The sequence below is a fragment of the Mycobacterium sp. genome (assembly GCF_035633495.1).
In the GTDB taxonomy this organism is placed as follows: Bacteria; Actinomycetota; Actinomycetes; order Mycobacteriales; family Mycobacteriaceae; genus Mycobacterium.
Genome location: NZ_DASQEU010000001.1, coordinates 33,444 through 47,581 on the forward strand (window position 1 = coordinate 33,444; position 14,138 = coordinate 47,581).

Below are 14,138 nucleotides of genomic sequence, written 5' to 3' on the forward strand. Positions count from 1 at the left end.
GAGCGGACCATCTGTCGGGAGTGTTGTCGGGCGTGACGCCCGCCCCCTGATCGACCCCTCTTCCTGGTTTACCTGGAGTTCCTTCACATGTCTCTTGCACTTCCGTCCGTCGTCGCGCCCACCCGACTTCGCGTTGCCGACCTGCTGCAGGCGACCGACGTCGCCGCCGACCACGTGCTGTCGGGTCGCTACGACCACGTGCTGCCCGTAGGCGGCCTACCCACCGATGAGCGCTGGTTCACCCGGCTGCACGGCGACGACGAACTCGACGTGTGGCTCATCAGCTGGGTGCCGGAGCGGTCTACTGAACTGCACGACCACGGCGGATCGTTGGGCGCACTCACCGTCGTCTCGGGGGCCCTCGTCGAAACCCGTTGGGATGGCGACGCATTGCGCGAACGGCAACTCGCAGCCGGTGATCAGGCGGGCTTCCCGCTCGGCTGGGTACACGACGTCGTGTGGGCGCCGTCGGAGCCCGTGCGGGTTCAGACGCCTACCCTGAGCGTGCACGCTTATTCACCGCCGTTGACCGCGATGTCGTACTACGACGTCACCGACCGGAACACGCTTCGTCGTGACCGGACCCAGCTGACCGACAAACCGGAGGGGGACTGATGGCGAGCCGCATCGACGCCGTCCTGGAGTCCGCGCGCGCCAGGTTGGCGCGGATCGAGGCCGGTGACGTACCCGCCGCGGTGGCGCGGGGAGCCGTGCTCGTCGACATCCGTCCGGCCGCCCAGCGGGCTTCGGAGGGCGAGGTCGCCAGCGCGGTGGTCATCGAACGCAACGTGCTCGAGTGGCGCCTCGACCCCACCAGCGAGGCCCGACTGCCGCAGGCCGTCGACGACGACGTCGAGTGGCTGGTGCTCTGCTCCGAGGGCTACACGTCGAGCCTGGCCGCGGCGTCGCTGCTCGACCTGGGCCTGCACCGGGCCACCGACGTGGTCGGTGGCCACCAGGCTTTGCGCTCGACGGGAGCGCTCGACCGGCTCAGCGAATCACTCGTCGGAACGCAGCAGCGGCCGTAGCTCGTCGGTCTTCTCGGGCGTCCAACCCGGAGGCTGCATGATCGCCGCCCACGCGTTCGCCACGTCGCGCACGTACACGTGGCCGTGACCGTCCGGGACGTCGACGGCGACGGCCATGTCGGCGGACACCTGGAGGAACGTCACGACCGGGATCCACTCCATCTCCGGTGAGACGTCGTATCCCCGCGGTTCGCGCAACCAGTCCGGTTTGCTGAACAGCAGGTCGGGATTCCACCACGCGATCGGGTCCGACGCGTGCTGCAGATACACGACACGCGGCTGACCCCAGGGGTCCGGCGGTCGGTTGAGATTCTCTGCCTTGGCGGCGAACCGGGCGTTCTCGCCCTTGTCGAAGACGGGCAGCCACTCCGGTGAACCCGCGTCGCGGTTGCGGGTCAGATCAGTCCAGATCGTGTTGTTGAACGTGGGGCCGGAGAACAGGGCGCCGTCGGTGCGCGCGATGAGATTGTTCAGGGACAGGAACGGGGCCTCGCCACCGAACGAGCCGAGACTCTCGCCGAACACCACCAACTTGGGACGCCGGGCCTCCGGCATCGTCCGGACCAAGGCGTCGACCGCTTCGAAGAGAGCCTGACTGGCTTGGCGCGCATTCTCCTTGTCGACGAGGAACGACAACCAACTCGGCAGGAATGAGTACTGCATCGACACGATCGCGGTGTTGCCGTTGTACATGTACTCCAGGGCGGACGCCTCGGCCTCGTTGATCCAGCCCGTGCCCGTCGTGTTGGCCACCGCGACCACCGCGCGGTTCAGTCCACCGGTGCGCTGCAACTCGCGGGCGGCAAGCTCGGCGGTCGCCGTGAAGCCGTCGGCGGAGTTCAGCCCGGCGTAGGCGCGGATCGGCTCGACGGCCTGCGCGCTGTTGAATTTCGTGAGGTCCTCGACCGACGGGCCGCCCGCGATGAAGACGCGACCCTGGTGGCCGAGCGACGGCCAGGTGACCAGTGATTCGGGACCGCCGGAGCGCAACGCCGTGGTCGGGGCGGCGAAGTCCGGATCCTCTTCATTGTTGACCGACTCGAAGGTGTTGTTGAGCGTGCTCATCAGGGCCCGCACCACGATGCCGTTGAGCAGCGCGATCGTCAGAACGAGCAGGAGCGTGACCACCACCACCGCCGAAACCCGCGGTGGCGCCACGCGATTGAGCTGTCTGACGAGGAACCGCACCAGCTTGCCGACCAGCTGGCCGAGCTCGACGAACGCGAACAGGAAGACTATTGCCAGCACCGCCGTCAGCGGATGGTCCCAGAAGTCCAGCCGGGGCACGCCCATGAAATCGCGAACGTCGTCCTGCCACACGTGAAACCAGATGATGGCCAGCGTCTGGCCGATGACGCCGACCACGACGAGCGCGATCCACGCCCACCGCGGCGCCGGTGGACTCGCGTTCTTCGACCTCATGTAGCGGACCAACCACACGCTGAATGCGCCGAGGCCGTAGCCGATCGCGCCCGCCGCGCCACTCACCAGACCCTGAAACAGCGGGCCGCGGGGCAGCAGCGACGGCGTCATCGACAACCAGATGAACACCAGCCCCAACGCGGTGCCGAAAAACGTGTAGTGGCGGACCCACCAGTCCGGCTTCGGCGGAGGCGGAGCAGCGTCCGCCTCAGCCGCGGGTTCTGCTTCGTCTGCCCTCGTGTCCGTGTCTGTCACGAACGCACTTTAGCGGTGCGTGAACCTCGGTGGGCGCTTCTCGGTGAACGCTGACATGCCCTCGGTCTGGTCTTCGGTGGCGAATGCCGAGTGAAACAGGCGTCTCTCGTAGAGAAGACCTTCTGCGAGGGTGGATTCGAACGCGCGATTGACGGCCTCCTTGGCCATCCGCGACGCCGAGAGCGACATCCCGGCGATGGTGGCGGCGGTGGCGTTGGCCTCGTCGAGCAGCGAGTCGGCGGGCACGACGCGTGACACCAGGCCGCTGCGGTCGGCCTCCGCCGCGTCGATGGTGCGTCCGGTGAGGATGAGGTCCATCGCCTTCGCCTTGCCGATGGCGCGGGTGAGCCGTTGCGAACCGCCCATCCCCGGCAGCACGCCGAGCTTGATCTCGGGCTGGCCGAACTTGGCGGTATCGGCGGCGATCAGGATGTCGCACATCATCGCGAGTTCACAGCCACCGCCGAGCGCGTAGCCCGCGACGGCCGCGATGGTGGGGGTCCGGGTGGCGGCGAACTCGGACCACGTCGCGAAGAAGTCGGCGGAGAAGACGTCGGCGAACGACAGGTCGGCCATCTCCTTGATGTCGGCGCCTGCGGCGAAGGCCTTCGCGTTGCCGGTGACGATGATCGCACCCACGCCGGGATCGGCATCGAATTCGGCTGCAGCGGTGGTGAGTTCGACCATCACCTGACTGTTGAGGGCATTCAGCGCCTTCGGCCGGTTCAGGGTGATGGTCCCGACGCGGCCCTCGCGCGTCACCAGGATCGTGTCGTAGGTCTTCTCGGTGCTCAAAGCTCCTCCTTCTATTCGGGGAATGCCAGGTCGGGGTTGGCTGATGTGAAGTACGCCTCGACGAGGTCCTTGGAACACAACGCCAGCGCGGCCGGTGACCACTTCGGATTGCGGTCCTTGTCGACGAGCAGGGCGCGGATGCCCTCCACCAGATCGTGCGACCGCAGGGCTCCGCATGCCGTCCGGAACTCTTGGCGCAGAACGTCTTTCAACGTTTCCAGATGCGCCGCCCGTCGCACCGCCTCCAGCGTGACCGCCAATGCGATGGGGGATTGGCTGGCGATGTGGTTCGCGGCGTCGATGGCGGGGCCCGCGTCGTGCCCGCGCAGTGCGGCGATGATGTCGACGACGGTCTCCCCCTCATAGCACTCGTCGATCCAACGCCGCTGCGCCAGAAGGGGACTCGCGGGCGGCTCGACTGCGAACGCGGACACGGCCGCGTCGACGCCGACCTCGATCACCGAGGTGGTGAACTCGTCGAGACTCGCGTCTGGCACGAAGTGGTCGGCGAAGCCCATCGCGATGGCGTCCGCCCCCGAGAACGGTGCGCCGGTCAGCGCCGCGTGCAGGCCAAGCCGACCAGGGGCCCGTGACAGCAGGTAGGTGCCGCCGACGTCGGGGATGAAGCCGATGCCGACCTCGGGCATCCCCATCTTCGTGGTGTCGGTGACGACGCGGACGCGGCCGTGCGCGGCGACCCCGACACCGCCGCCCATCACGATGCCGTCCATGATCGCGACGTAGGGCTTGGGGTAGGAGGCGATGTGGGCGTTGAGGACGTATTCGTCGTGCCAGAACGACCTCGCCTCGGTACCGTCGCCCTTGGCGCTGTGGTAGATCGCGATGACGTCGCCGCCTGCGCACAGACCGCGTCCACCCGAACCGGACAGCAGCACGGTGTGCACCGAGTCGTCGTTCTCCCAGTTCCTGAGAGCCTTCTCGAGGTCGGTGACCATGCCGTGGGTAAGCGAGTTGATGGCCTTCGGCCTGTTCAGAGTGACGCGGCCGACGCCGTTCTCGACATTTAGTAGGATGTCCTCGTTTTCTGCCACGGCTTGCAATCTAGATCGTGACCCCAGGCCCAGGCGACACGGGTAACCTTTCTCAACAAGTTCACAGTTTCAGCGACGAGGCCGGGAACCGGTCCGAGTCGCCGCACGTTGAGGAATTGTTCGTCAATGTTCGTCACCCCGACGAGTCAAATGCACACGAGAGGAACCGACGGTGCGCGAGAGCAGCAACCCGGTATTCCGTTCCCTGCCCAAACAGCAGGGCGGATATGCCCAATTCGGTACCGGAGCCGCCGGCTACGGCGCGGCAGCGGTACAGGCTGACCCGTACGCGGCTCAGCCCTACCTGGAGCAGTCGAGCACGGTCTCCCGGCCGCTGACCATCGACGACGTCGTCACCAAGACCGGTATCACGCTGGCCCTTCTGACGGCTGTCGCGGCGGTTTCCTACTTCCTGGTGCAGGGCAACATCGCGCTGGCGATGCCGTTCACGTTGATCGGTGGGTTGGGCGGTCTGGCACTGGTGCTGATCGCCACCTTCGGTCGCAAGCAGGACAACCCGGCGATCGTGCTGAGCTACGCCGCGCTCGAAGGCCTGATGCTCGGTGCGATCTCTTTCATCATCGCCAACCTGTACTCCAACGGTGGTGTCGGCATGATCGCCCAGGCGATCGTCGGCACGCTCGGAGTGTTCTTCGGCATGTTGGTCGTCTACAAGACGGGCGCCATCCGCGTCACGCCAAAGTTCACCCGCATGATCATCGCCGGCCTCTTCGGTGTGATGGCCCTGATGCTGCTCAACTTCGTCCTCGCCATCTTCGGCGTCGGCGGCGGCGAGGGCTTCGGACTGCGCAGCGGTGGCCCCATCGCCATCGGCTTCTCGCTGCTCTGCATCGCGCTCGCGGCGTTCAGCTTCCTCATCGACTTCGACGCGGCCGACCAGATGGTCCGTGCCGGCGTTCCGTCGAAGGCGGGCTGGGGCATCGCGCTCGGGCTGACCGTGACGTTGGTCTGGCTCTACCTCGAAATCCTGCGGCTACTCAGTTACTTCCAGAACGACTAGCAGCCCACCCAGAAAGCCCGTTCGCGTTTGCGAACGGGCTTTCTTTATGCCTGGTGTCGCTCGACTCTGCGCTCACGGCGACGGCCACTCGCACTTCTCATCCCTAGGCGCAGAGCGGAGAGTCGGCGTCGCCGGCCTTGACGTAACGACGCCGGAGCGCACCGCATTCGACATCGGCAGACGCGGGAAACTCGGTCGAGCCGTTGCGAGTCTCGACTCCCTTGCCGCTGCGACCAGGATCGCGGCGGACGACGTGATTCAGTTGGCCCTCGAGCATCCCGGTGCCCGTGGACTCCCTCAGCTCCGGGCGGCGCTCGAGTTGGTAGATGCCGGTGCCGAGTCGCCGAAGGAAACATGGTTGCGGCTCTTGCTGATTGGGGCGAACTACCCGCGGCCGAGAACTCAGATCCCGGTGTTGAGCCCCGACGGGCATCGCTGGTACTACCTGGACATGGGATGGGAAGATCGCATGTTGGCAGTCGAATACGACGGCGACCACCACAGATCTGATCCGATTCAGTTCGCCTACGACATCAGACGTTTGGCGGATATCGACGAGCGCGGGTGGCGACTCGTTAGAGTGGCGCCGCGCAGTCGTCAGTACAATGTGTTGCGACGGGTTCAGCGGGCGTGGATGCGCGCTCCGCTCTGCGCTAACGGCGGGCGCTACTGGAACTCTCGCACCGTGAGCGCAGAGTCGGGATGACCGTGGGCGGCCGCGACCGACCGGGCGGAGCGACTAGCTGAGGCGCTCGATGATCATCGCCATGCCCTGGCCGCCACCGACGCACATGGTCTCCAGACCGTAGGTCTTGTCGTACGTGGTCAGGTTGTTCAGCAGCGTGGCCGTGATGCGGGCGCCCGTCATCCCGAACGGGTGGCCGAGGGCGATCGCACCGCCGGACACGTTGAGCTTGTCCTCGTCCATGCCGAGCGCGCGCGCCGACCCGAGCACCTGAACGGCGAACGCCTCGTTGATCTCGTACAGGTCGATGTCGTCGATCGACAAGCCCGCCTTGGCCAACGCCTTCCCCGACGCCTCGATCGGGCCGAGGCCCATGATCTCCGGCGAAAGGCCCGACACACCCGTCGACACGATGCGCGCCAGCGGCGTCAGCCCCAGCTCCTTCGCCTTGGTGTCGCTCATGATCACCACGGCGGCGGCACCGTCGTTGAGCGGACAGGCGTTGCCCGCGGTGATGGTGCCGTTCGGCCGGAAGACCGGCTTGAGCTGGCTGATCTTCTCGTAGGTGGTGCCGGCGCGCGGGCCGTCGTCCTTGGACACCACGGTGCCATCGGGCAGCGTGACCGGCACGATCTCGCGGTCGAAGAAGCCGCTGTCGATGGCCTCTTCGGCCTTGTTCTGGCTGCGCACGCCCCAGTGGTCCTGGTCCTCGCGGCTGATGCCGGTGAACAGCGCCACGTTCTCGGCCGTCTGGCCCATCGCGATGTAGACGTCCGGCATCAGACCGTCCTCGCGCGGGTCGTGCCATTCTCCTGCGCCGAGTGTGGCCTGGTCGGAACGCGCCTGCGCGTCGGCGAACCGCGCGTTCTTGGCGTCCGGCCAGCCGTCGGAACTGCCCTTCATGAAGCGGGACACCGTCTCGACGCCCGCGGAGATGAACGCGTCACCCTCGCCCGCCTTGATCGCGTGGAACGCCATCCGGGTGGTCTGCAGCGACGACGAGCAGTACCTGTTGACGGTGGTGCCCGGCATGAAGTCGTAGCCCAGCTCGACGGCCACCGCGCGGCCGACGTTGAAGCCCGCCTCGCCCGCGGGCTGGCCGCAGCCCATCATCAGGTCGTCGATGTCGCGGGGGTCCAGTGCGGGCACCTTGTCCAGGGCGGCGCGCACCATCTGGGCAGCCAGGTCGTCGGGCCGCATGTCGACCAGGGACCCCTTGTTGGCGCGGCCGATCGGCGAACGGGCGGTCGAGACGATGACGGCTTCGGGCATGACGGCCTCCTAGGTCAGTGGCTTGTGAGAGCGTGAAAGCTAGAGCGAACCTAGCCCGTGACCGAAGCGACGATCGGTGCGGGTACACCCGTCGTGCGCCGCCACAACCGCGTGATCCCGCCGACGCGGGCCAGGACGGAGTCGTCGCCTGTTCGTGATTTCAGCGCGGGCTCGACGTCCGAGTCGGCCGACCACTCGCCGAGCTGCTTGCACAGGGCAGGCAGCAGCTGCTGGGCGGCGAGCGCGTAGCCGGCCGCGGACGGGTGGAACATGTCGTCGGAGAACAACACCTCCGGCGCCTTCTGAAACTCCGGCCTCAGCAGATCCGAGAACGGCACGGGCACACCGCCTGCTGCGCGAACGGCACCCGCCTGCAAGTGGGCCAGACGCAATCCGATCGTCCGGGCCACCAGGCGCAGGGGCTGCGGAATGGCGGTGATGACCCCGAAGTCCGGACAGGTGCCCACCACGACGACGGCACCGCTGCCGCGGAGCCGGCGCACCGCTGCACCCACGCGGCGCGCGGAGGGGCCGATGCCGTTGAGCGCCGTGACGTCGTTGGCGCCGATCATGACGACCGCGACGTCGGGCGGCGGACCGGCCACGAACATGGCGTCGATCTGCCCGGAGAGGCCCTTCGACGTGGCACCGACGATCGCCTTGGTGCTCAACCGGATCCGCTTGCCGGACTGCTCGGCGAGCCCGCGGGCAATCAACACGCCAGGCACCTCGTCGGTGTCGACGCATCCGTAACCGGTTGCCGTCGAGTCGCCGAAGACCATCAAATGGAGATCGAACTGCACTTCACGGCGCCATTTCTCGCATGCGCCACCGCCCGGAAGATAGATACCGTCAGCGCGCGGAGGGACGTCCCACGACTTGGGAATGACCTGACGGGCCTGGTCGGCCTGGACGTGCAGGAGGTTCCGGGCCCCGACGTACGCGGAACCCGTCGATGCGAGCGTGGCGGCCGCTGCCAGGGCAATGATCGACCTACGCGGTGCACGAATGACCACGCGCTCAGTTTAAGGGCGAATACGCGGATGTCGGCGTGGCGGCGGCGCCTGGGCGGTCACGGTGCGGTATCAACTCCGGTACGAAAGAAAAATATTTGTTTCTTGAACATTTCGACGGTGTCAAGCTAAGTTACCTGGGGTTACTTAAGTGTTAACCGCTCTGGGCACGACAACGGCGTAGGAAGTGGTGACGATGACCGCACCCAGTAAAGTCTCAATGTCGTCCGGACCTGCCATCAATGCTGCTAAGTTCCACAAACCGCGTCGATTCCCCGCCAGTGACGGTGCCCCGGTCGAGGTGGTGGAGGACGGTCCGAGCATGGCCGGTCGGTTGTTTGCTCTCGGCGCGATGATGACCATCAAGCCAACTCTTGGAGTCGCCAGCCACGTCCCGCGGATGCCGTGGCCGTTCGGACTGGTCGACTTCGCGTCCCGCGTGATGCGCCCCGCGCCGGGGACGATCCGCGCCACCATCGCCCTTCCGAACTGCACCGCCCAGTTGGTCCGTGCGGCGGGCGTCCTGCCCGCGGATGGCAAACGCAGCGTCATCCTGTACCTGCACGGTGGAGCCTTCCTGACCTGCGGAGTGAACTCTCACGGTCGACTGGTGACCGCGCTTTCCCGGTTCGCCGACAGCCCGGCGCTGGTCGTGAATTACCGCATGATTCCCAAGCATTCGATCGGCCAGGCGATCGACGACTGCCACGACGCGTACAAGTGGCTGCGGCTCAAGGGATACGAGCCCGAGCAGATCGTGCTTGCGGGCGACTCGGCGGGCGGTTACCTGTCACTCGCCCTCGCGGAGCGGTTGAATTACGAGGGCGAACTGCCCGCGGCCGTGGTCACCATGTCGCCGCTGTTCGAGATCGACAACGACGGTCGCGCCCAGCACCCCAACATCGGATCCGACGCGATGTTCCCGCCAAAGGCCTTCGAGGCGCTCGTCGCGCTGGTCGAGGCAGCAGCCAAGCGACGCGTCGTTGACGGTCGGCCCGAGCCGGTGTACGAACCGCTCGACCACATCGAGAGCGGGCTGCCGCGCACCCTGATCCACGTCTCCGGTTCCGAGGTTCTGCTCAACGATGCGCGGAAGGCCGCCCACATGCTCGCCGCAGCGGGTGTGCCGGTGGAAGTCCACGTCTGGCCTGGTCAGATGCACGTCTTCCAGTTGGCGGCGCCGGCCGTGAAGGAGGCGACGCGGTCGCTGAAGCAGATCGGCGACTACATCCGAGAGGCCACCTGGTAACCCGACCGCGCGCCTGACACGATGGACGCATGCGAATCGCGGGTCATGTCAGTGAACTCATAGGCAATACGCCTCTCGTTCGGTTGAACTCCGTGGTGCCCGAAGGTGCTGGCATCGTGGCGGCCAAGGTCGAGTACCTCAATCCCGGCGGCAGCTCCAAGGACCGCATCGCCGTGAAGATGATCGACGCCGCCGAAGCCAGCGGTGAACTGAAGGCCGGTGGCACGATCGTCGAACCGACGTCCGGCAACACCGGTGTGGGTCTGGCCCTGGTGGCGCAGCAGCGTGGCTACAAGTGCATCTTCGTCTGCCCCGACAAGGTCAGCGAGGACAAGCGGAACGTGTTGCGTGCGTACGGCGCCGACGTCGTGGTCTCCCCGACGGCGGTGCCGCCAGATCACCCGGACAGCTACTACAGCGTGTCCGATCGCTTGGTCCGTGAGATCGACGGTGCGTGGAAGCCCGACCAGTACTCCAACCCGAACGGCCCTGCGAGCCACTATGAAACGACGGGTCCGGAGATCTGGGCCGACACCGACGGGAAGATCACGCACTTCGTCGCCGGAGTGGGCACGGGCGGGACGATCACCGGGGCGGGCCGCTACCTCAAGGAGGTGTCCGGCGGCGCCGTGAAGATCATCGGCGCCGACCCGGAGGGATCGGTGTACTCCGGCGGTACCGGCAGGCCCTACCTCGTCGAGGGGGTCGGGGAGGACTTCTGGCCGTTGGCCTACGATCCGACCATCACCGACGAGATCATCGCGGTGTCCGACGCCGATTCGTTCGACATGACGCGACGTCTGGCCCGCGAGGAGGCGCTCCTCGTTGGGGGTTCGTGCGGGATGGCTGCGGTCGCCGCGATTCGCGTCGCCGAGCAGGCCGGGCCCGACGCCGTCGTGGTAGTTCTTCTTCCTGACGGCGGAAGAGGTTATCTCTCAAAGGTTTTCAACGACGCCTGGATGTCGTCCTACGGCTTTCTGCGCGGCAGGCTCGACGGTTCGATCGAGCAGTCCACGGTCGGAGACGTGTTGCGCCGCAAGTCCGGTGCGCTGCCCGATCTGGTCCACACCCACCCTTCGGAGACAGTGCGCGATGCCATCGGAATCCTGCGCGAGTACGGCGTCTCGCAGATGCCGGTGGTCGGCGCGGAGCCTCCGGTGATGGCCGGTGAAGTGGCGGGCAGCGTTTCGGAACGTGAACTTCTGTCGGCCGTATTCGAGGGCCGGGCAACGCTCGCCGATGCCGTTTCGCAGCACATGAGCCCGGCGCTGCCGCTCATCGGAGCGGGTGAACTGGTCAGCTCGGCGGCCAAGGAGTTGCGCGACATCGACGCCGTGATGGTGGTCGAAGAGGGCAAACCCGTTGGTGTGCTGACCCGCCACGACTTGCTGGGATTCCTGTCCGAGGGAAATACACGCCGGTAGGCGCGCTGCCCGCCGAGTGGCACATCCTTCCGCGATGGCCGAAAATCGTTAGCGAAGGTAAGGATTCCAGGTTTGCCGGGCCGCGTGATCGGGTAACCACGTTCGCTTTTTGGTCGTCTTTCTGAGCAACTTCTCGGGTAGGGTAACAGCGCTCAGACCCAGCCAATAGTTCACTGGAAGGCGTCCATGACCGAGTATCCGCCGCCCCCGCCTGGTAATTACCCGCCGCCTCCTCCTGGTAATTACCCGCCACCTCCCGGACCCAGTGGTCCCGGTGGACCCACGGGACAGCCCGACAACAACTTGGTCTGGGGAATCCTGGTCACGGTGCTCTGCTGCCTTCCCCTGGGCATCGTGTCGATCGTCAAGGCCACCCAGGTTTCTGGGCTGTGGGGCCAGGGTCGCTATGCCGAGGCGCAGCAGGCCGCTGACGATGCCAAGAAGTTCGCCATGTGGGGTGCCATCGCCGGCGTCGTCGTCGGCGTCATCTACCTGATCTTCACGCTGGTGGTGGGCGCCAGCACCTTCTCGTATTCGTGACCAGCGAACCGATGTTGGACACGCGCCGGTCGCTGACGCTCGCACCTCTTGGCGCCCCGCTCGGTGTGGCGGTGGTAGCCGGGTTGGTGTGCGGCGCCGTATGGCTGGGCGATCCGATGTCGGTCGGCGGACCGCTCCCGGTGTGTCCGACGAAGGCGTTGTTGGGGATCGACTGCCCGGGGTGCGGAAGTCTGCGCATGATCTACTGCCTCCTCCACGGAGACGTTCTCGGCGCGGCCCGCTTCAACGCTCTCGGACTCGTGTCGGTGTTGTTCCTGCTCTGGGCTTTTGGCGCGTGGACGTATGGCCGGATCGTCGATCGAAGGATCGGCAGCTGGCAGCATCATCGGTGGTCCGCCGTCGTGGCCCTGGTGCTGGTGTCCGTCTGGTTCATCGTCCGCAATCTGCCGATGTCGCCGTTCAGTGCGTTATATGTCTAGCTACCAACGGGATTCCGATCAGCGAGCCCGGACCAAATTCAGCCGAAAGGTAAGACGACCGTGACCAATCCACCGCAGCCGCCCGAGGGTGGCGACTACCCACCTCCGCCGCAGGGCAGCTATCCGCCGCCGCCACCGCCGCAAGGTGGTTACCCACCCCCACCGTCGAGTGGCTATCCGCCACCACCACATGGCGGTTACGGTGCACCGCCGCCGCAAGGTGGGTACGGCGCGCCGCCACCGCCGAGTGGTTATCCACCACCGCCGCAGCAGGGCGGGTACGGGGCACCGCCTCCGCCGCAAGGGGGCTACTACCCCCCGCAGGGCGGTTATCCTCCGCAGGCCGGCTACTCGCCCCAGGGCGGTTTTCCGCCGGCTGGAGGCCCCGGCTTCGGCGGCGGTCAAGAAGTCAACATCGGCGAGGCGTTCTCGTGGGCGTGGAACAAGTTCAGCAAGAACGCGGCCGCGCTCATCGTGCCGACGCTGGTCTATGTCGCGGTCGTCGCCATCGTGTACGGGATCTTCTACGGCCTGGCAATCGCACTGGCGCCCGACCCGGTCAGTTACTACGACTCGTCCGATAGCGGCTTCAGCTACTCGTTCACCTCGGGTTTCGGTGCCGCCAGCCTCGCCATGATCTTCCTCGGCAGCCTGGTGACGTTCGTGGCGGTCGGCGCGATCTCGTCGGCGTACTACGCCGGCCTGCTGGACATCGCCAATGGGCAGCCCGTGACGATCGGCTCCTTCTTCAGGCCGCGCAACGTCGGCAGTGCGCTCGTCGCAAGCCTCATCATCGGCGTCCTGACGTCCATCGGTCAGGCCTTGTGCGTCATCCCGGGACTGCTGGTCTCGTTGTTCACGCTCTTCGCGTTGGTGTCTATCGTCGACCGAAATCTGCCTCCGGTCGATGCGCTCAAGGCCAGTTTCGAGATGGTCAAGTCGAACTTCGTCCAGGTGCTGCTCGCCTGGCTGATCATCGCCGTCATCGTGACCGTCGGCGCGCTGCTGTGCGGTATCGGCATCATCGTCGCCTTGCCTGTGGCAGCGCTGTTCCTGGTGCACACGTACCGGAAGCTGGGCGGCGGCGCGATCGCACCACTCACTCCGTAGGCGCGAGAAGGGTTCCAGCAAAACCATGGAGTCCTCTGCGCCGTCCCACTAAGCTGCCCTCGATCGCATTCGAACCCAATCAAGGACGAACGATGACCAATCCGCCGCCCCCCCCGGGGAATTTCCCGCCCAATCCGCCCGAAGGTGGGGGATACCAGCCGCCGCCTCCGCCACCACCCGGCGGTGGATACCCGCCCCCTCCACCTCCGGGCGGGGGATACGCGCCGACACCTCCCGGTGGCGCGTACGCGCCGCCTCCTCAGCAAGGTGGCTTCGCACCCGCACCCGGTGGCGCCTTCGGGGCGGGGCCCGAGCAGTACACGCCGTGGCTCACGCGCGTGCTCGCATGGCTCATCGACTGGTTGCCCGTCGTCATCCTGTCGGGTATCGGCTCGATCCTCCTGGTCACCATGCAGAAGGTCGAAACCGTCTGCATCACCGATGATTCCGAGTTCCAGCTCGGTGACTTCTGTGCCACCGGCAACAACGGTCCAAGTGGTTTGGCGTGGACTCTCTTCATCGTGCTCGGGCTCATCTCGCTGGCCTACATCGTCTGGAACCTCGGCCTCAAGCAGGGCACCACGGGCTCCAGCATCGGCAAGGGCATCATGAAGTTCAAGATCGTAGGCGAGGAGACCGGGCAGCCGATCGGCTTCGGCAAGTCAGTCGTGCGCGAACTCGTCTACATGGTGGCCTACGGCCTCTGCGGCATCGTGTGGATCGTCGCCGTCCTGTTCCCGTTGTGGGATCCCAAGCGTCAAACCCTGGTCGACAAGTTGATCAAGACGGTCGCCCTGCCGCTGTAATCGCCTCGAATGCGCCGCCTGCCCGC

At 66.3% G+C, this 14,138-nt stretch carries 15 protein-coding genes; 10 read left to right on the top strand and 5 right to left on the bottom strand.

Going from position 1 to position 14,138, the window contains the following annotated elements; translation table 11 throughout:
• Window positions 1-87 precede the first annotated feature (87 nt).
• On the top strand, window positions 88-615 hold the full coding sequence (locus VET27_RS00220; protein WP_526514380.1) for a cysteine dioxygenase: 528 nt from the start codon (window positions 88-90) through the stop codon (window positions 613-615).
• Window positions 615-1,028, top strand: coding sequence for a rhodanese-like domain-containing protein (locus VET27_RS00225; protein WP_526514381.1), 414 nt, complete (start codon window positions 615-617; stop codon window positions 1,026-1,028). The genes VET27_RS00220 and VET27_RS00225 overlap by 1 nt, the downstream gene beginning before the upstream one ends.
• Here VET27_RS00225 and VET27_RS00230 read toward each other — a convergent pair.
• Genes VET27_RS00230 through VET27_RS00240 form a run of 3 tightly spaced genes read right to left on the bottom strand, consistent with a single transcriptional unit; the run spans window position 999 to window position 4,552 of the window.
• A complete protein-coding gene (locus tag VET27_RS00230) occupies window positions 999-2,705 on the bottom strand; it encodes an alpha/beta hydrolase (RefSeq protein WP_526514382.1) in 1,707 nt (568 codons plus the stop codon). The genes VET27_RS00225 and VET27_RS00230 overlap by 30 nt on opposite strands.
• A gap of 9 nt (window positions 2,706-2,714) precedes the next feature.
• Window positions 2,715-3,500: an enoyl-CoA hydratase gene (locus VET27_RS00235; RefSeq protein ID WP_526514383.1), complete on the bottom strand. Its 786-nt coding sequence runs from the start codon at window positions 3,498-3,500 to the stop codon at window positions 2,715-2,717.
• An 11-nt stretch (window positions 3,501-3,511) separates the two neighbouring features.
• Window positions 3,512-4,552: a 3-hydroxyisobutyryl-CoA hydrolase gene (locus VET27_RS00240; protein WP_526514384.1), complete on the bottom strand. Its 1,041-nt coding sequence runs from the start codon at window positions 4,550-4,552 to the stop codon at window positions 3,512-3,514.
• 172 nt (window positions 4,553-4,724) lie between these two features.
• On the opposite strand from VET27_RS00240, the gene VET27_RS00245 reads away from it, so the two are divergent.
• Window positions 4,725-5,573 carry a Bax inhibitor-1/YccA family protein gene (locus VET27_RS00245; protein WP_526514385.1) on the top strand — a complete coding sequence of 283 codons (849 nt, stop codon included), beginning with the start codon at window positions 4,725-4,727 and terminating at the stop codon, window positions 5,571-5,573.
• Window positions 5,574-5,619: 46 nt separating this feature from the next.
• Window positions 5,620-6,279 (top strand): endonuclease domain-containing protein, encoded by a 660-nt coding sequence (locus VET27_RS00250; RefSeq protein WP_526514386.1) that lies wholly within the window; start codon window positions 5,620-5,622, stop codon window positions 6,277-6,279.
• A gap of 33 nt (window positions 6,280-6,312) precedes the next feature.
• Here the strand turns inward: VET27_RS00250 and VET27_RS00255 are convergent, their stop codons facing one another.
• A complete protein-coding gene (locus VET27_RS00255) occupies window positions 6,313-7,530 on the bottom strand; it encodes an acetyl-CoA C-acetyltransferase (RefSeq protein WP_526514387.1) in 1,218 nt (405 codons plus the stop codon).
• A gap of 50 nt (window positions 7,531-7,580) precedes the next feature.
• Window positions 7,581-8,546, bottom strand: a complete 966-nt coding sequence (locus tag VET27_RS00260; RefSeq protein WP_526514388.1) for an SGNH/GDSL hydrolase family protein — start codon at window positions 8,544-8,546, stop codon at window positions 7,581-7,583.
• A 193-nt stretch (window positions 8,547-8,739) separates the two neighbouring features.
• On the opposite strand from VET27_RS00260, the gene VET27_RS00265 reads away from it, so the two are divergent.
• The 6 genes from VET27_RS00265 to VET27_RS00290 all read left to right on the top strand — a co-directional run bounded on the left by VET27_RS00265 (window position 8,740) and on the right by VET27_RS00290 (window position 14,112).
• Complete coding sequence (locus tag VET27_RS00265; RefSeq protein WP_526514389.1) at window positions 8,740-9,792, top strand: alpha/beta hydrolase; 1,053 nt, start codon at window positions 8,740-8,742, stop codon at window positions 9,790-9,792.
• A 29-nt stretch (window positions 9,793-9,821) separates the two neighbouring features.
• Window positions 9,822-11,216, top strand: a complete 1,395-nt coding sequence (locus tag VET27_RS00270; protein WP_526514390.1) for a cystathionine beta-synthase — start codon at window positions 9,822-9,824, stop codon at window positions 11,214-11,216.
• A gap of 186 nt (window positions 11,217-11,402) precedes the next feature.
• A complete protein-coding gene (locus VET27_RS00275; protein WP_526514391.1) occupies window positions 11,403-11,756 on the top strand; it encodes a CD225/dispanin family protein in 354 nt (117 codons plus the stop codon).
• A gap of 11 nt (window positions 11,757-11,767) precedes the next feature.
• Window positions 11,768-12,196: a DUF2752 domain-containing protein gene (locus VET27_RS00280; protein WP_526514435.1), complete on the top strand. Its 429-nt coding sequence runs from the start codon at window positions 11,768-11,770 to the stop codon at window positions 12,194-12,196.
• 60 nt (window positions 12,197-12,256) lie between these two features.
• Window positions 12,257-13,306, top strand: coding sequence for a DUF2189 domain-containing protein (locus VET27_RS00285; RefSeq protein WP_526514392.1), 1,050 nt, complete (start codon window positions 12,257-12,259; stop codon window positions 13,304-13,306).
• A 92-nt stretch (window positions 13,307-13,398) separates the two neighbouring features.
• On the top strand, window positions 13,399-14,112 hold the full coding sequence (locus VET27_RS00290) for an Rv1078 family RDD domain-containing protein (protein WP_526514393.1): 714 nt from the start codon (window positions 13,399-13,401) through the stop codon (window positions 14,110-14,112).
• Window positions 14,113-14,138: the final 26 nt, after the last annotated feature.

Coding starts and splice junctions, on each gene's coding strand:
- VET27_RS00220 (WP_526514380.1), top strand. CDS start 88: ATGTCTCTTGCACTTCCGTCCGTCGTCGCGCCCACCCGACTTCGCGTT.
- VET27_RS00225 (WP_526514381.1), top strand. CDS start 615: ATGGCGAGCCGCATCGACGCCGTCCTGGAGTCCGCGCGCGCCAGGTTG.
- VET27_RS00250 (WP_526514386.1), top strand. CDS start 5,620: ATGCCTGGTGTCGCTCGACTCTGCGCTCACGGCGACGGCCACTCGCAC.
- VET27_RS00255 (WP_526514387.1), bottom strand. CDS start 7,530: ATGCCCGAAGCCGTCATCGTCTCGACCGCCCGTTCGCCGATCGGCCGC.
- VET27_RS00265 (WP_526514389.1), top strand. CDS start 8,740: ATGACCGCACCCAGTAAAGTCTCAATGTCGTCCGGACCTGCCATCAAT.
- VET27_RS00270 (WP_526514390.1), top strand. CDS start 9,822: ATGCGAATCGCGGGTCATGTCAGTGAACTCATAGGCAATACGCCTCTC.
- VET27_RS00275 (WP_526514391.1), top strand. CDS start 11,403: ATGACCGAGTATCCGCCGCCCCCGCCTGGTAATTACCCGCCGCCTCCT.
- VET27_RS00280 (WP_526514435.1), top strand. CDS start 11,768: ATGTTGGACACGCGCCGGTCGCTGACGCTCGCACCTCTTGGCGCCCCG.
- VET27_RS00290 (WP_526514393.1), top strand. CDS start 13,399: ATGACCAATCCGCCGCCCCCCCCGGGGAATTTCCCGCCCAATCCGCCC.